General features: G+C 33.1%; 10 protein-coding genes and 2 pseudogenes. 5 read left to right on the top strand and 7 right to left on the bottom strand.

Features of this window, described 5'->3' with window-relative positions; genetic code table 11:
• A pseudogene (locus HX743_RS14225) lies at positions 1 to 510 on the bottom strand (transposase); the annotation flags it as partial.
• Positions 511 to 621: 111 nt separating this feature from the next.
• Positions 622 to 864, bottom strand: coding sequence for a transposase (locus tag HX743_RS14220; RefSeq protein ID WP_004891674.1), 243 nt, complete (start codon positions 862 to 864; stop codon positions 622 to 624).
• A 119-nt stretch (positions 865 to 983) separates the two neighbouring features.
• On the opposite strand from HX743_RS14220, the gene HX743_RS14215 reads away from it, so the two are divergent.
• From HX743_RS14215 to HX743_RS14200, 4 genes are all read left to right on the top strand, one after another.
• The gene (locus tag HX743_RS14215; protein WP_068517820.1) at positions 984 to 1,199 is read left to right on the top strand and encodes a helix-turn-helix domain-containing protein; all 216 of its coding nucleotides are present in this window, start codon (positions 984 to 986) and stop codon (positions 1,197 to 1,199) included.
• A 162-nt stretch (positions 1,200 to 1,361) separates the two neighbouring features.
• Positions 1,362 to 5,021 (top strand): AAA domain-containing protein, encoded by a 3,660-nt coding sequence (locus HX743_RS14210; protein ID WP_078192300.1) that lies wholly within the window; start codon positions 1,362 to 1,364, stop codon positions 5,019 to 5,021.
• Between the two features lie 35 nt (positions 5,022 to 5,056).
• Complete coding sequence (locus HX743_RS14205; RefSeq protein WP_078192299.1) at positions 5,057 to 6,952, top strand: phospholipase D-like domain-containing protein; 1,896 nt, start codon at positions 5,057 to 5,059, stop codon at positions 6,950 to 6,952.
• 418 nt (positions 6,953 to 7,370) lie between these two features.
• Positions 7,371 to 7,670: a hypothetical protein gene (locus HX743_RS14200; protein ID WP_178319533.1), complete on the top strand. Its 300-nt coding sequence runs from the start codon at positions 7,371 to 7,373 to the stop codon at positions 7,668 to 7,670.
• Between the two features lie 251 nt (positions 7,671 to 7,921).
• Here HX743_RS14200 and HX743_RS14195 read toward each other — a convergent pair whose 3' ends face one another.
• From HX743_RS14195 to HX743_RS14175, 5 genes are all read right to left on the bottom strand, one after another.
• Positions 7,922 to 11,185 (bottom strand): DEAD/DEAH box helicase, encoded by a 3,264-nt coding sequence (locus tag HX743_RS14195; protein WP_087662178.1) that lies wholly within the window; start codon positions 11,183 to 11,185, stop codon positions 7,922 to 7,924.
• Between the two features lie 30 nt (positions 11,186 to 11,215).
• Positions 11,216 to 14,656, bottom strand: coding sequence for a DEAD/DEAH box helicase family protein (locus tag HX743_RS14190; protein ID WP_178319532.1), 3,441 nt, complete (start codon positions 14,654 to 14,656; stop codon positions 11,216 to 11,218).
• A 20-nt stretch (positions 14,657 to 14,676) separates the two neighbouring features.
• The gene (locus tag HX743_RS14185) at positions 14,677 to 15,846 is read right to left on the bottom strand and encodes a restriction endonuclease subunit S (protein ID WP_087662176.1); all 1,170 of its coding nucleotides are present in this window, start codon (positions 15,844 to 15,846) and stop codon (positions 14,677 to 14,679) included.
• Positions 15,843 to 17,324, bottom strand: coding sequence for a class I SAM-dependent DNA methyltransferase (locus tag HX743_RS14180; RefSeq protein ID WP_087662175.1), 1,482 nt, complete (start codon positions 17,322 to 17,324; stop codon positions 15,843 to 15,845). The genes HX743_RS14185 and HX743_RS14180 overlap by 4 nt, the downstream gene beginning before the upstream one ends.
• Positions 17,325 to 17,423: 99 nt before the next feature.
• Positions 17,424 to 17,630 (bottom strand): helix-turn-helix domain-containing protein, encoded by a 207-nt coding sequence (locus tag HX743_RS14175; RefSeq protein WP_032057260.1) that lies wholly within the window; start codon positions 17,628 to 17,630, stop codon positions 17,424 to 17,426.
• 384 nt (positions 17,631 to 18,014) lie between these two features.
• Here HX743_RS14175 and HX743_RS14170 point away from each other — a divergent pair.
• A pseudogene (locus HX743_RS14170) lies at positions 18,015 to 18,141 on the top strand (helix-turn-helix domain-containing protein); the annotation flags it as partial.

Below are 18,141 nucleotides of genomic sequence, written 5' to 3'. Positions count from 1 at the left end.
GCTTGTGATTCCAGCAGCAACTCTCAACATGCCGTAAATACGAGAAGCACAAACCAAAGCCCCAATCGGAATTTTCCTCAGTGAGTTCAATGAGCTGTTCAGCAATGAGTGCATTGTCATCGCTGAGATTGGCTTGATAGCGGTAGCAGGTTTCACTAATGCCAAATGCTTTACAAGCCAAACGAATACTAATGGCATGCTGGGCAACTGCCTGTTGTGCCATCTTACGCCGGCAAGATGGCTTTACCACTTTTTTGCCATCGCTTCCTGGATGATTTCGGCCTTTAATCGCTCTTCCGCATACATCTTTTTAAGTCTGGTATTTTCGGCTTCTAGCTCTTTCAGTCGAGCCATTAATGATGTATCCATACCACCATATTTGGCACGCCATTTATAAAAGGTAGCATTACTCATGCCGTGTTCACGGCAAAGGGTCGCTACAGGTGTGCCAGATTCTGCCTGTTTCAAGATGGACATGATCTGACTGTCAGTAAATTTAGATGTTTTCATGCAGAATCTCCTGCTCGTATCTTAAGAGAAAATTCTACTTTTAGATCCTATTATTTTTAGGGGGGATTACCATGCTATTTAAAATACTTTCGAGATTCTTTTATGAGCGCCTTACATTTCTAGTCGCTTAGACAGTCTTTCTTCAGCATACATTTGTTTAAGAGCTAAATTTTCTTGTTCCAATTTATCTAATCGAATCAAAATTTGCTCATTAATATCTATGTAACTTGCTTTCCAACGGTAGAAAGTAGCGACACTGATTTTATACTCTTCACAAATTTGTTCGACAGTTGTACCTGCTAAATTCTTTTTAACAATATTGTTGATTTGAGCTACAGAAAATTTTTGCTTCACAGTGAATTCCTAGACTATTGTTCAATGATTATTCAAAATAAAAAAATTCAGTAAACAGATAGGGTTAAATTAAAAATATCCTATTTTGGGATATTTTTAATTGTAACTGATATTGAGCCATGCGCTCAATACACGATCCTAGGTATCAAGACCTAATTAAGAAACTTATAGAACTACGTGAGTCTAAAAATGTGACTCAGGTTGAGCTTGCCCAACGTTTAGGGAAGCCTCAGTCTTATGTGTCTAAAGTTGAAATTCTAGAAAGGCGGTTAGATGTGATTGAGTTAATGGATTGGTTAAATGCACTAAATACTGATTTATCTAGCTTTATTTAAAGCTTGAAGATTTATAACTTACCTCCTTTATTTTGTAAGCTATTGAAATTCAATTAATTTTAAATTATTATTTGTCTGATAAAAAAATCTGTATAAAAAAGATACGGGGATCTCGTGCTTAATTGTAAGCATTCTATTTGTAATTAAATTAGGTAAATTTTAATGCAAGATTATAAGGTACTACAAAACTATATTGATGAAGAAATAATATATGAGGGTAAGAATTATAATTTATATAAATTATATCGAGAAGCTTCCCCAATTGATTATATAGGTGATGAATGTTTCTTTATGAAAGTTTGGCCGAGAATTAATCAAAAAGATGAAATTATTAAAGAGATTTGGTTGGATGAAGTAAGACAATTACAATTATTAAAAAATTACCCAAATTCAGAAAGGTATTTATTAGTTATTAATAATGCATATTATGATGATGAAAGTTTTAGTATCACCTATGAGTGTGATGAAAATGATATTTTGTTATCCACATATATAGATGACATTAACAAATCAAGCCAAAGGATAAAAAGAAAAAGTTGGATATATTTCCAAAATTTGATGATACCATATCATCGTATTAAGTTATGGAAAAATATTTTAAGTATAGCCTTTGGGTTAGATATTTTACATCAAAATGGCCTTTTACATAGAAAAATAAGTCCAGAAAATATTGTAATTAGATTTGAAAATGATATTAATTTTTTTAGATTAACAGGATTTGAATGGTTACTCTCAGTAAATAAACTTAAACCTTCATATATGGTTAACTTAGAAAGTACTTCAATGGTTTCTTCATATAATGAAGATTGGTATTTGTTGGGTAATTTAATTGAATCATTACTAGTAGTAGGAATTGATGATAGCCTATTAGATCATGATTTTAATTATTTAACTGAAAATGAAAAAAAATTAATAGATAAATTAAAAAACATTTGTAAATTGAAGAATATTTATCGAGACAGTCATCTTTCTAGTGCGGAGATTATTGAAAGTATAAAGTATATTATTTTCTCATTAGAAAATGAACTAGATGCTGACACAAATGAAATTAAAACATATGATATAACAATTAATAGAAAGAAAATAGAAAGTTTTTTGGGTATAGTAAGCAAGTTCTTAAAAGAAGATAATGAAATCTTGATTGATGATTTTTATAAATTTGTTAAAAATGATATTGATTTAAATAAAATAAATATTATTAAAAGTAATATTAAAGATGGAGAGTTGTTTTTTATACAAGGTAATCAGCTTTTATATGAGATAAAACCTACTAGAGTTGAGGGGACAAATAATTTTCAATGGAGTAATCTTGTATTAATTACAAATATTTATTGTGATTCTAAAGGTCTGAAAGGTTATCATAAAGTCTCTAAAGATTTTTCAATAAAATTAAATTTGGTTTCTAGCTCTAATTCATCAAATTCCTGGATGAACATAATTGATAGTTTTAAGAAAGAACAAGTATTAAGTGAGGATGTTAGGAATTTTATTAATACGATGTTGCTTTGTTATTCCATTGAGGTTTCAGAGTATTGGACAAAAGTTTTTAAAGCAAATGTTAAAGTTAAAATTGGGAATAATAACCAAGATAGTATTATTTTAACTATTGATCCTGAAAAAAATAATGAAAATTTAAAATTCTCAAAAATTATAGATAAACCAATATCTACTCATCATTTTAAAAGTTTAGTTACTGAAATGGATGAAAAAGAATGGATATTATCTAATAAACTTCCTACTGAAAAAGATGATTTTCATGCTTCTCCAAATATTAAAACAAAAGGGTTTTCTACTAAAAACTTTAAAATAATAATCACTTTTAGGAAGCACGAAAAAACTCTAGCTTGTTATGATTTTATAGTAAAAAATGATCCTCAAAATCCAAATACGTTAAAGGATGTAAGCCAGATCATTAATGAACAAGAACTATATATATACCCAAAATCTTTACTTGCAAATTATACAGCACTATTGCGCAGAAATTATACTTTAGAGCAAGTCGCGAAAAATTCTGCTTTAATTTCAAGTATTATGCATATGGAAAGCAGTACGTCAAAGCTGAAATATCCAAATAAATATGTAAAAGTATATGATAAGTTAGATAATTCTAAGCAAAATATTTATCGTGAGGCATTAGATACTTATCCTAATTATATTGTGCAAGGACCACCTGGAGTTGGCAAAACATTTTTAGTAACCAGTTTGCTAGAGCAAATCTTTAATGATGAGCCAGATAGTAAAGTCGTCTTAAGTGCTCAAAGCCATGCAACTGTACAAGTTCTCTATGATGAAATTAAAAAAGGTCCACTATCAGACAATTTAATGATTTTAGATACTTTTAATAATATTGAAGATGAAATAGAGGATAGAGGTGATATTCAGCAATTTGAAAAACATACTGCTACTTTGTGGGATAGTATTAAAGAAAGCCTGATGTGGCAGGATGCTTCAAAATATTTAGACTTAAATGAACAAATAAAGAAAGCTACTGAATCAAATTATCTGCGTAGATCTCTTTATAAGCATGTTCTTAGTAGTGCCAATATTGTATTAGCTACATCAAATTCTTCTACAATTGAGACGATTAATAGAAATAATCACCAATTTGATTGGACAATTTTAGAAGAGTCAGGGAAGGCCTCTGGTTTAGAGTTACTAAGTCCTCTTTTACTATCATCAAAGCGTTTATTGATTGGAGATCACAAACAATTACCTCCTTTCTCTGAAAATACTATTAATAAAATTTTATTAGGTGAAAATTTCGATGTTCCTCTTTTAATACAAAGCGTCTCTACAGGCCCTTTTTCCAGTAATTTAACAAAATTATCTAGTCTGAATGAGTTTTCTGAAGTAGCTCAATATGTAAAAGATAATTTAAATGATAATAGTGTAGAGTTTTTAGAATATTTTTCCAATAAATATCATCCGGTTATTGAAAATGTTCGAAAATATTTTTCACTATTCCAGACTTTGGTTAAAAATATTGAAAAATATAAAAAAGCTAAAAGTAGCCGTCTTATGGGGGATATTATTACTGAGCAATATCGGATGCATCCAGATATTTCAGAAGTGGTTTCTACATTGTTCTATAATTCAGAACTAAAAAATAATTCAGAAAATGAAGAAAAATATTTAAACACAATTAATAGGCCATTCAAGTTTTCAATATGCTCTGATTTGCCAGATTTAAATAAAAATAAAGGTTTTATTTGGCTCGACATTTGTGATCCTAATAAATTGCGAGAAGCTAGGCCACTTGAAAATAATTTGGCTAATGAGGCAGAAGTTGATGTCATCAGAAGAATGTTAGAAGCAGTTCAAGTCACAGAAGTAGCTAAAAAGAATCCATCAATAGTTATTCTAACTCCTTATAAAAATCAAATTGCTAAAATTAATGAAATGATTAATGAGGAAAATTTAATTAATAAGTTGAAAAGCAAAGGATTCTATTGTGGGGTGGAGCTTTGTAAAACAGTTGATTCATTTCAAGGAGGGGAAGCGGATCTTGTAATTGTGAGTCTTGTCAGACATAACATCAATAAATCTGATAAGAGTTCATTGGGTTTTTTACTTGATGAAAGACGTCTAAATGTAATGTTTAGTAGAGCAAAATATCAAATGTTTGTAATTGGAAGTATAGGAATGTTCGAATATTGGGCTTATCGAGCACCATTTGAGAAAAAATTGGATATTATTAATGACTATCAATATATAGACACATTGTGTAAATGGGTTAATGAACAACCTAATATAAATGAAGATAGTGTTACTCCAATTAAGAAGATAGATATTACTTCTTATATAAGCCAATTTTTTAAATAAACTCTACCTTTATTAATTTTTGTAAGCTATTAAATATGAAATCATCCAATTCCAAACATTCTAAAAAATCACAACCTTTTTATCTCATTGTTCCTTTTTCTTACGGAACTAATCTGTTTACTTTTAAAAAGAAGAGTAACTGGAATATTATCGACCATTTGTTGTTGAGAACTATTGCAGATAATGAATTTACTATTGATAAGTTATCAGCATATTCTGGTATTCGTAGACAAATTTTAGTTCAAATACTTTTACCATTTCTAAAATTAAATTGGATTGAAATTATTCAGGAGCCTGAGAGTATTGGTGTAAGAATTACTGAGCGTGGTAAATTTATTGCAAAAGCTTCTGAATTACCATCGATAAAAAAGGAGTTTTATACATATAGAGATTTTCTAGTTAATCTTACAAATGGTCAGTATTTAGGATTGTGTAATTATTCTTTTATTACTACTTATAATGAGAGTGACATCAATACTTTAGTTAATAGTTGGGATAATAAAAGATATATTAATATTAAGAGTATACCGCATCCATATATTCTTGATACACAAGAACTTGGCTGTGCTGTTACCCAACCGAATGAAGAACTTATTTCTGTATCGCCACCATTGGATAGAAGTTTAACAGTTAATAAGTATTTAATATTTAATGCAAAAATAAGTAAAAATAATGAAATAGACATACATTTTTATGAGAATTATCTCAATCCAACATCTAGTAATGATTATTGCTCTATTTTTGGTTACTCCTTTAAAGAATATTTGTCTTCAGAAATTAAAAAGCGATTAATCGAAAGTCAGAGGAATAATGAGAATATAAAAGAAACATATCAATATGTTGGAGGGGGGAGTTCAGAAAATTTAGCAAATCCTCCCAAAAGTTATAAGATATCTGAACAGCATGTTTCACTTATTTTAGGAGGAAATGAGCATCTTCAAAAATTTCTTGATGCTATTCGTGAATGTAAAAACTATTTAATAATTCATTCTACTTTTATTCGTCCATCTAGAATAAATCTCTATCTAAGTGAACTATTAAGTGCCGTTAACAGAGGGGTTAAAGTTATTATTTTATGGGGTAAAGATGATTTCGATTCACCTGATATTAGGGAGAAAGAATTAAGAAATTTTAAAGAGATTACCTCACAATTTAAAAAACTTTATTGTGATTACAATGGAAGGATTATTTTACATGAAATCCAAACAGGGTCTCATGCTAAATATTTGCTTTGGGATACTGAAAATAATCATTGTTCGTTAATAGGATCTTGTAATTGGTTTTTCTCAGAATTTAATCGTTATGAAGCTTCTGTGTTTATTCAAGATAATGATTTTTCAAAAGAAATGATTCAAATATCAGCTAGTTTGACTACTGGTGCAAAATTAATTAATAACTATTTAGGTTCAGAATTATTAGATTTGGCTCAAAGTATTAAACCTAGCTCTAATCAAGACAATGGAAAAAATATTAATGTTTCACTTTTACTCAAAGGGCATCATTTGCGATATATACATGAAGCTAAAGAAGCAGGACATAGAGTCACCTTATTAAGTGATAAAATAAGCCCAAATCTACATAGAAGTATTTGGGATAGTTTATCAACTTGTAGGGTGCGTGTTTCAGCATTTTACTCTACAGTCGATAAAGAATTTGATCATAAGCAAGTGCAAAAGTTCTCTAACACTATAGACAACGATAAAATTGCATTAAAACTTCATTCTCCACCTTCTGGAAATCATAGCCATGCCAAAGTGTTGGCTTGGGATAAAAATCATATTGTTGTCACAAGCTTAAACTGGATGTCTTCTGATTCTTCAGGTAACTATAAGAACAATGATCTCTATCATGAATTAGGTGTTTATTTAGAGGCTGATAAAATTGAACAAAAATTTTATTCAAATTTTTTTAATAATTTAAATCATGCATAATTTTTAACTAAAATAAGGGTTGTTAAGTTAAAAAAACCGCCATGAATGGCGGTTTTCTCAATGACAACTTATGTGTCATGTGACGTCATGCTACATAGTTTTATGACAAACAATGCGTCGTTTTATGACAAACAATGTGTCGTTTATGACAAACCTTGTGTCGCATGACGTACCGCATCATGCGACACATAAGTTGTCATCGAGAATATGAAAAATCAAGTAGTTAGACATCATTAGGGATAATTAATGACAACTTCTGCGACACAATTAGTGTCATTTTTCGAGTTTTGCGACACATAAGCTGTCATTTTCTGAAAAGCAGTTTTTAGATTATATTATTATGTCTAGAATATTATATTCTTTCGTGCTTCTTACGTGAGTTTTATGATCTGTTTGATTAGTAATGGATTTTTTGTATATGTTTAAGCCTTTGTCATCTTGGATCGAACGTAGACAGCCGATTCCTAAACGTTTTTATACGCCAGGATATATTGATGTACCGAAAGATGATTGGAGTGTTTGGCTTTCAATTGAGGAAGTTGCTCCTCTTCATCTCGCTAGAGAAATGCAGTGGCTAAGTTTAAGAGAGTCCAGAGAAAAGACAGCACAATATTTGGAAACAGCAAGTGAGTTGATATCTGGATTGGAAGGAGGGTCGTTGGATAGATGGGAACAGGAACAGATTTTAGAGCATCTTGGAATGCCACCTTTTCTGTAAATATCATTGATAGTAGTCCACTAGTTCCATTTAAGAGTAGTCCACTGGATACACTCAAAAACAAGCAAGTTAATCTTAGACATATTTACAAAGGTAGTCCAAATTCCTATCAACATGGATACAAAATATCAAAAATACTTTAATGGCTAGACGTATCTAACTTGGTAACTTCAACGTAACTAAAATCATCTCATACTGATCTGAAGGATTACTCTAAATTTATTAAAAATCTGACAGATTAAAGTTAAAAACTACTCATTAACAATCACTCTGAGATCGATATCTGCAACTTCTCTGAGATAGTTTTCTGTGACTCCAAGTAAAGTCATAATTGAACTTGTAGTTGCCTGCTTGGATAAACTAGGTTGAACAATGAATACTTCAAAATTCATAGGTTTATGGTTTTTTGCAATTCTCAATAATCTTTCAAGATCTTCTTTTGAACCTTTTTCAATACGACTTCTTGAAAACCCATTTTTCTTTTTCTCTTCTCGGCGTAACAAGTGTTGAAAAAACTCTAATCCACTTTTATGTTTCCAATGAATAGACTTTTGTGCCTGACCACAAACCTCATAAAAATTATCAACCCGGGCACTCACAAGTCCATCTTTTGCAAATTTTAAATGGTAAAACTGTACATCAATACTATCTGTAGTTTCTTTGATTGTAATAATATCAGCAATTTCTCCTGAAAAATCATCATCATAAATAATATCAAAATCTTGCTGCTCTAAAACTTGAAGAGTTTTATATTGAATGGAATCTGTTTGAATTGGATTAACACCTTGAGCTTCTTTACTTAAGTCAACACCAACCCAACTCCATGGAATTAGGGCTTCTATTGGATATGGACGAATAACAGATTTAATTTCAACAAATTCATTACCTTGTAGTGATGAACCATCTGCAAACCAAACAATAGGAGGGTTACTATTTAAATAGTCTTCTAAACTATAAATTTTATTTCCAATTTTTATTTGTGCATTTTCAGAGTCAGCTTTAGATATGTTGAAATCAGGAATACTATTACCATTTGGACTTGTAACGTCTAATAACAATTTATTGAACTTGTAACTCTTTGATGGCGTTGAAATTTCAAAGGAAATACCATTAATCAGATCATAGCTAATTAGTTTTAGCTCACAAAAAGCAATATTAGTTTCATCTTTTTCATCTCTGATATTCATTTTAAATTCTGTATTTAAATAAAAACTATCGCTCCAATCAATATAGATTGGTTGAATATCTGGAAGTTTGCTTATTGATTCTGGAATCAATGTATGTTTAAGGATTTGATTTGGATCAATAGAAGGATTAATTAATTTTCCACCAATTGCATTACACCATTTTATAAATTCCTTAATATCATTCTTTAAATAACTCCATATCCGTCCTTTATAAGAGCAACCTAAAGTAATTTTTTTCCCCTCAATGTATCCTGTGCCAAATACAAAAGCTTTTTCTCCCCTTTGTTGTTCTGCAATAGATAATGCATCTTGTATATCAGTTCCAACCTTCATTGAAAAACGAATTTTTCTATTTAAATATTCTTTAAGTCCAACATTCTGTAAAGAGACTCTTTTAATTTCATAAAAACTTTTAAAAACATCTAGTTTTTCGATTAAAGTTGCATTTTTATACAGAACAGCATTAGCTAACTCATGATATAGGCTACTTTTATCTGAACTATGAATAAAAAGTAGTTTATTTATTTCATCATAATAAATAACGTAAAGAGTCCAATCTAAACCATATACTTCCTTATAATTCACCCATTCTATTTCAGATTTTGAAGCTGTAATAATTACGGCTGTATTTGCATCATTATTGATATCATAAAATTTATATTCTAAATCATCATATCCTTTTATTCCTTTTTTAAATCGAGAAAGATTAAATGAGTTCCCAATATTTTTAAAAACAACAGTGCTCAGAGCAAATCTAATATTTTGAAAAGGTATTTTAGAATTTTCTAAATTTTGGAATCCTTTAATAAAATCTCCTAGATCAATCTGTTCATTAATTTGCCCGCTACTTAAGTTTGATAATAGTAAATTCCAATCAGAATCTTGAGCATATAATTCACTTAATTCCTCTTCAGTTTCTGCTATAGCAATGTTAGCAATGAAGGTCGCATTTCCTAAAGTTGAGTCTATTGATGTTCTTGTGAATCTACCTGCAAACTGTAAGGTTATGGGTAAACTTTTGCGAATATCATGAAAGGCTGCAATCTTTAATTGAGGAAGATCAAAACCTTCACCCAACATATTTACAGCAACAATGATTTTGTGCTCTTTTTTTACAATAGCTTCTAGAATTTCTTTTTTCTTTGGAATCCCTGAATAAACCAATACAGGATTTAATTCGGTAAACTGCTTATAATATTCAAAGACTTCATTAGCTCTAGTTTTATCTGCACATCTTGCCATTAAAATATGATCCAATCCTTTAGACAAATCTTCTTTTAAAATTTCAACTGCTTGATGTGCGATCAATTCGTCAGCTTTTTTTTGATCATATTCACGAATAGATTTGAAGTGAATCGGTTTAAAGTATCCTTGCTCTTGGGCTTTCTTTAAACTGAAACTATAGATAATTTTGCCATCTAATCGTTTTCTATCATTACGAAAAGGCGTTGCAGTAAATTGTAGAATTTTTTGTTTAGCGAAAGCATTACTAACTTTTTTCCATGTATCAGCTTCGACATGGTGTGCTTCATCAATAAAGATATTGCTTATTTTTTCATTAATTTCATCTAAAATTTCACCATGGTTGTTTGTTAGAACATTCATAGTGGTAACAATTACATCACTTGAATCAACGAAGTTGTTTAAGTCTTCCGACTTTTTAAAATTTTCATACCAAATGCCAACTCTAGGATATAGAACGTCATTACTTACAATACCAAATTTTTTTAACAGACCTAATTTAATAAACTTTTCATATATTTGTTCACGTAAAGCATCTGACGGAACAGCAATAATAATCTTATTTAGTTTATTTGCGATTAGTGTTGAAAGCATTGTTTCTGTTTTACCAGTTCCTGTAGGCATAACTACAGTTCCAATGACATCATCTTTACTTTTTAAGTGACTTAAAATGGAATATAGAGCTGCAATCTGAGGTTCACGCAGTCCATAAGAATTTGTAGCAGGGTTTTCTTCTTTGAAGTTGAAGTTATTAACCCAAGAGCCAATAATTTCACTATTACTATAATCTCTGAAGCTAGGATGTTTTATCCAGCCCTTTAGTTGAACCTTACCTTGTGAAAAATTACTTTGACTAAATTTAAGATTGGAGTGAATTACATAGTCGAATGCTGATGTTTCAAAATTTTTATTTGAGGTGATTAGTATATTTATACTTTGAACTTGGATTACATCATAGCTTCGATTTGACTCAACCCATGTAAAATCAACAGTATCGTTTTCTAAAATTAAGTGCTCAACTTTATTTTTACAGTCTACGTTCTTGAAAATTAATTTCTTTAATTCAGGTAATACAATGTGATTCATTTTTATCTCATTAATGCAAAATTATAAAAATTACGCGACCGCTTCATTAAACACTTCAACAACCCCAAATATGTTATCGACATCGCCATCACTAAATACACCATCAATCCCTTCAAAATGAACCTGATTGAATGGAGGCTCATAAAGTTGTGCAGCAGCCAATACACCGTTTTGAGTCAGATGATCTATAATCATTTCAACAAAACGGATTTGTTTTTCGTTATAGCTTGAGCCTTGTAAATATTTTGAAAAGGCTTGTTGTACTGCCTGACGATCTAAGCCGACTAAAGAACGAATAAATAGTGGTAAAGATTTCTCTGTACCAAAGCATTCTTCAAATTTTTCTTTGCTCTCAACTTCCTGAGCTTCGAATACGAAGCGTTCAAGTTCACTTAGATCGGTTGGAGTCAATGCTAAACCACGTTTGAGTTTGGCAATAGTTATGTGGTTCTCATTGGCTTTAATAAAGCTCTCAACACGCTTACGGTATTGAGCTAGGTTCACACCACTTGAAACGACGGGGATATCGACTGCTTGCATCACTCCAATTTCATCATCCAACATAGAATAGACAATCGTTGAGGTCGATTTCTCAATGAGTTTCACTAAACCGCGGATACATTTACGCATCGACTCAAGTATAGGGACTGTAATTCCTTCCCAATAGGCTTCGGTTTGTATGTCTTGTATCAACTTAATCTGCGCTACGACCACAGGAATATTCTCTTTACTTTCCAGTTTTGAAGCGATTTCAATCACTTTATTAGCATAGGCAAGTACTGCTTTGGCATCCTTATTCAGCACAGCAAGTTCGATGTTGTAGCACAACATATCAAACAGCTTGGCTTCTAGTGTTTCTGCTTCTAGTTCATTTGGAAGTTTAGAAATGTGTTCTCGCAACGTACCAATAGCAAGATCATCTAAATTGTTCCATGCCTCATCTTTTTGGAATTGCTCAACATACTCAAGCTCATCACGAACAATAAAATTATCTTTGTTCATTGATTTCACTTCAGTTTGTAGGCTTTGTTGTATGTCTTGACGGACGGCTGCCAATTCTTCAGTTTGATAGTCTTGAGTATTCAACAAACTCAAAAGATTTAAACGTGCCTTAAATAGTCGTTGCCCCAAGGGTTCAGCAGTAGATACAGGCGCACCATCAGGATTTTCGTTGAAATATTCAAAGTTTGAGCAGTAATCAAAAATATAGAATTCTTTTTTGTCCATTCCTGGGGCAAAGAGGTCTTTGCAAAGCCGTGTACCACGACCAATCATCTGCATAAACTTCACTTTAGAGCGTACAGCTTTGAAAAAGACTAGGTTGACCACTTCAGGCACATCAATGCCTGTATCGAGCATATCGACAGAAATAGCAATTTGTGGATCAGCCAGCTCTTTTTTACTAAAACTATCAATCAGGCTTTGTGCGTACTTGGTGGAGTGCGTGATCACACGGGCGAACTTACCATCATATTGTGGATAGTTTTTATCAAAGCGTTCTGCAATGAAATTGGCGTGGTTCTGATTGACTGCAAAGATGATGGTTTTACCCAACATATCTCCACCTTCAACCTTGATGCCATTTTCCATCAAGTGCTGCAGCATTTTGTCTACTGTGCCTGTATTAAACAGTTCCTTATTAATTTTTGATGCATTTACTTCTTCAGGTGCATCATCACCGCCCCAATCTAGCTCATTCCAGTGTTCTTTTTCTTGTTCGGACAACTCATTAAATTTCACACCTTCACGCATGAATTTTAAGGGGACTGAAAAGGCTTTAGGTGGAACTAAATAACCATCGGCAATAGCTTGGTCTAAATCGTAATAATCTGTCGGAACGCCACTTTCCAAACCAAAAAGTGCATAAGTATCACGGTCTACTTCATCGCGTGGGGTAGCAGTTAAACCAACCAATAAGCTATCAAAGTATTTAAAAATCTCACCGAATTTTTGGTACACGCTACGATGGGCTTCATCGACAATAATCATGTCAAACATGCCTGTACCGTATTTACGTGTACCATCTGCATTCACTTCATCAATCAGCCCCATCATGGTTTGATAGGTAGATAAATACACCCGTCCATTTTGGTTTTTGCTGTCTACTAAATTAACAGGTGCAGAGTCAGGTAAATTGGCTTTAAAAGCATTGGTGGCTTGTACGACCAATGAGGTACGGTCAGCAAGGAATAAAACTTTCTGAACAGCATTGGCTTTCATCAGTACATCAACCAACGCAATTGCGGTACGGGTTTTGCCCGTACCAGTTGCCATAATTAGTAAACCTGCACGTTCTTTACGCTGAAATGCGGCCAAAATCGCTTTAATGGCACGGGTTTGATAATAACGCTCAACAATTTCCGCATTGATCGGAAAGCTCCCCAAATCTGGATTATTTTTGCGTCTTTCGATTAGGCGTTTTAGTTCAGTTTGCGTGTAAAAACCATGTACCAAACGAGGTGGGCCACCTTGCACATCATTCCAGATACGGGTTTTATAACCGTTCGTGTAGAACATCACAGGACGTTGACCTGTTTGCTGTTCTAGACAATCTGCATAGAGTTTTGCTTGTTGTTGTCCCACTTCAGGATCAACCGATGTACGTTTAGCCTCTACCAAGGCTAAAGGCAAGCCATTGGCATCATACAGTACATAATCGACAGCACCTTTACCTGATGGACTTGGCATGCCAGTAACTGGAACTTCCTCTCTTGCCGTTACACCAATTTCCCAACCCGCTTCTTCTAGTAAAAGATCAATTTTTAGTTTACGAGTTTCGTCTTCTTTGTAGTCGGTATGATCAGGAATCTGGCTATTGGCAAGTTTAGCCTGTTCAACTTCAGCACGTTTTTGAGCAAGTTCAGCGTCAATATTGGCAAGTAGTTTTTCACGTTCTTCTAGACTTGCAGATAATTCAAATAGCTGTTGTTCACGTTCACGCAATGCTTTGTGTTGTTCTGCAAATGCTTTTTCTTTGGCTTCAACTTCTTTTTGCAGTTGTTCCTGATTCGTTGCCATTTGCTGTGTGTGGTCAGCATTTGGAATTAGTCTAGGATTGAATAAAATGGTCTGAGAGCGATCTTTTGATGGTGAGCCATAATTACGCTCAAACCAGACATAGATCAGGAACAGATGGCTAATGTGTTTAACTGTTTCTTCAGTCGTCAGTTGTTTGAATTTTTTACCGTGTACCGCACTGTTTCCCACCATGCGGATGTTATCCATTTTGTCCCAAATGTAGGGTGGGATAATTTCCTTAAACTTTACATCGGTGATGAGGTTGTAGAGTGATGGGTCATAAGGCTGAGTGAGTTTTTTATCGTATTGATACAGCCACAGCACGAGATTTTCTAGTGATGTTCTTGCAGCAGCAAGGGCAAATTGTGGGGAAATATACACGAGCTTTTCAGCTTCTTTAGCAGTGTTTGCCAAGCTTTTAAATTCAGGCTCTAAAAACTGAAAGTTGCTCATGTATCCACCCTCTAATAATTTTATAAATTTCCGCTAAATGCTTGGTTTTGTAATGATTTAAATAAAATTTCAAAAACTTTCAATTGATTAGCAAGTAATTGTTTCTTCTCTCTGATTGCTAAAACTTTACTCTTGAAGTGAGCTTGTAAAGCTTCAGGTGGAATAGGTAAAACTATTGATTGAAATTCTTTGGCATTAATATTTGCCATCCCAACAATACTTTTACACATACTTTGCAATTTCTCTTTCCCCCAAGGAGAATTTAAAAAAGCAGAGATATATTCAGGTGTATAATTTGCTTTAGTTCTACCTCTTATAAGATAACCTGCATAAGCCATTGGTTCAGGGCCATTATAAACAGCAGTCTTGCCAACCAATTCTTTACTATTCGTTCGATTAAATAAAATATCACCTTCTTTTACAAGGTATTTTTCATCAGCTTGGACTTTAGTTATATATTTTAAATCGGTTAAATTCATTTCACCTGAATACGTCAAGTTATTCATGCGAAGAATAGGTATTTCGCCTTCCAATGTAGCTTTATCAGATGAACCATATTTTACTGATTCAAGCATGTCTCCAATGCACCCGATGTCCCATCCTTTAGGATTACTCACAGGATCGCCAAACATATCAATAAATGTAGCTTGTAAAAGCTGGTCTAACTTTTCAATCGCTTGCTGACGTTTTTGGCGTAATTCATCCGCTTGATCTAAAATTGACGCAATTCGGCGTTGTTCGGAAAGTGGTGGGAGTGGAACGTCTAAATCCTTAATTACACTTTGAGAAATATTTGGCTGACCACCACCAACTCGACGACTTAAAAGATATGGTTTTGATGCTTCTAAAAATCTGTATAAATAATTAACATCACAAACATTTTCATCAGGTTGAATATTACAAATAGCCTGATTAGTTGTTGCATCAAAAGTGAGCTGAGAAACTTCTCCAACTGTTGCACCATACATAGCAATTAGTAAAGAACCTTTTGACACTAATTTAGCTGAAGATTTTTCTACCGCTAAATCAGTTATGTATTCTTCAATCTCAGTGATATAACGGTTTTTTAATTCGCCTGATTTAACCCACGGAATTGTACCATTTTCAAAAAAAGCATTATTTGAACGAGAAGGTGTACCACCACTACCTGTTTTACAAAATGTACTTATTTTTTTAACAGGAATAGTCATTTCAACAACTCCTTAAGCTTAGTCATTCCTTTTAAAATATCCTGCTCAAGTACTTCTAAATCCGCCAAAATTTTACTTGGTGCTTCATATTCCACTTGCTCATACACCACTTCTTTATAACGGTTAATCGACAAGTCGTAACCATTGGCAGCAATATCCGCTTTATCCACCAAGAAACTTTGCTCAGTCGCTTTACGATCTGCTTCAGCATCCAAATTTTTAAAACGGGCAAGAATGTCAGGAATGTTATTATTTTCATGCTTTGAACTATCTAGCTCGTTACGCTTATCATCTAGCGAATAACCATCCGCCTGCATATCATAAAACCAAACTTTGTCCGTACCGCCCGACATGGTTTTGGTGAAAATCATAATCGCAGTCGAAACCCCTGCATAAGGCTTAAATACACCAGAAGGCATCGAAATAATCGCTTCAAGCTTTTGCTCTTCTACAATCTTTTTACGCAAATCCTTATGTGCTTTAGATGAGCCGAATAACACTCCATCAGGCACAATAATTGCTGTACGACCACCTGTTTTCAGTAATCGTAGGAACAAAGCTAAAAATAGCAATTCAGTCTTTTTGGTCTTAACAATCGCCTGAATATTTTTAGCACAGCTTTCATAGTCCAAACTGCCTGCAAATGGTGGATTGGCAAGAATCAAACTAAACTGACTTTCAATATGTGAATGTGCTTCGCTTAAAGAATCACGGTTTTCAATACTTGGATTTTCAACACCGTGCAGCATCATATTCATAGAACCAATACGAAGCATTGTGCTATCAAAGTCATAGCCAAAGAAAGTTTCTTCACTAAAACGCTTTGCTGCTTCAGGTGATGCAAAAATTTCTGTGCTGTGATGTTCATTTAAGTATTCACTTGCAGCAACGAGGAAGCCTGCTGTACCACAAGCAGGGTCGCAAATGGTATCGGTTGGTTTTGGCTGCATCAACTCCACAATCATCTTGATGATATGGCGAGGTGTACGGAATTGACCGTTCTGACCTGCAGATGCAATTTTACCAAGCATGTACTCGTAAATATCACCCTTAGTATCTTTATCATCCATCGGCACTTCAGCCAAGAGATCGACCACTTTCGTTAAAAGTGCAGGTGTAGGAATAGTGAAACGGGCATCCTTCATGTGATGACTGTATGTAGTATCACCTTCATTACCAAGATTTTTAATAAACGGAAAAACTTCATTGGCAATAATATTGTAAAGCTGAGTAGGATCACCCAAGGTAGTGAACTTTGACCAACGCAGATGATCTTGCTCTGGTTTGAACACTGGTTTTTCTATTGTTATTTTTAGACGATTGGCTTTGCGCTCTTTTGTAATCTGGATTTCATCAAGTCGGCGAATAAATAACAAATAGGTCATCTGCTCCATCACTTCGAGTGGGTTAGAAATACCCCCACTCCAAAATGCATTCCAGATTTGGTCAATTTTGCTTTTAATTTCGCCTGTAATCACACCGATGACTCTCAAATTTCTTTGAGGATATTGTGGTAGATATTAATAGAAAAAGCTATTGTAATTAAATGAGATGCGACATGGTTTGGCGTGAGAAATTTAAGGCAATAACTCTTTAGCATCAATCTGAAGCACAGAAGCAAGCTCATAGAGTTTTAAGACAGTGATGTTTACTTCACCACGTTCAATACGACCTAAATAACTACGATCAATTCCACATTGTAATGCTAATGCTTCTTGGGTAATTTTTTTCTCCGCTCTTTTTTTTCGTAATAATCGACCAATTTCAGTAGATAATTCTGACATTTGAAAAATTTCTCAAAAAACAGAAATATCACCAATTGAGGATTAAACATCCACGGCTTATAATCCTCATTTTCATTATGAAAGAGGTCTAAAATGTTGAAATTGAATATTCCCTTAGCCGAAGATTTCGTTGAAATAATAAAAAACAATGAAATTAAAAATTGGGAATCAAAATGCTTTTGGTTAATTATTAAACAATCAGATCGACCACGCATTTTAAGTATGAAGACATTACGTGAGCGCATGTACACAGCAATTCAAGTATTATTGAAAAATGATTTTTTGGTAGCACAAAGATCACTATGTAATAAAAGATTATATTTATAAGTTGACAAAAATAACTAATCATGCGAAAAAGTTTTTTTAGTTAACAGATGTTCACATATGCCTCGAATTGTTTCTGTACCACTTAGTTTAGAACAGCGAGAACGACTCATTTTTCTGGCCAAGCATGCAAAACATTGGCGTGAAAGACAACGTGCCCAAACTATTCTCTGGCTTTCTGAAGGTA

This window comes from Acinetobacter sp. Swhac1, from assembly GCF_013390985.1.
In the GTDB taxonomy this organism is placed as follows: Bacteria; Pseudomonadota; Gammaproteobacteria; order Pseudomonadales; family Moraxellaceae; genus Acinetobacter; species Acinetobacter towneri.
The sequence above is the reverse complement of the archived record's forward strand: the minus strand, read 5'-3'. Positions and strand labels throughout refer to the sequence as shown.

Excerpts from the sequence above, each read along its gene's own strand:
- HX743_RS14215 (WP_068517820.1), top strand. The coding sequence starts at position 984 with ATGCGCTCAATACACGATCCTAGGTATCAAGACCTAATTAAGAAACTT.
- HX743_RS14210 (WP_078192300.1), top strand. The coding sequence starts at position 1,362 with ATGCAAGATTATAAGGTACTACAAAACTATATTGATGAAGAAATAATA.
- HX743_RS14205 (WP_078192299.1), top strand. The coding sequence starts at position 5,057 with ATGAAATCATCCAATTCCAAACATTCTAAAAAATCACAACCTTTTTAT.
- HX743_RS14200 (WP_178319533.1), top strand. The coding sequence starts at position 7,371 with ATGTTTAAGCCTTTGTCATCTTGGATCGAACGTAGACAGCCGATTCCT.
- HX743_RS14195 (WP_087662178.1), bottom strand. The coding sequence starts at position 11,185 with ATGAATCACATTGTATTACCTGAATTAAAGAAATTAATTTTCAAGAAC.
- HX743_RS14190 (WP_178319532.1), bottom strand. The coding sequence starts at position 14,656 with ATGAGCAACTTTCAGTTTTTAGAGCCTGAATTTAAAAGCTTGGCAAAC.
- HX743_RS14185 (WP_087662176.1), bottom strand. The coding sequence starts at position 15,846 with ATGACTATTCCTGTTAAAAAAATAAGTACATTTTGTAAAACAGGTAGT.
- HX743_RS14175 (WP_032057260.1), bottom strand. The coding sequence starts at position 17,630 with ATGTCAGAATTATCTACTGAAATTGGTCGATTATTACGAAAAAAAAGA.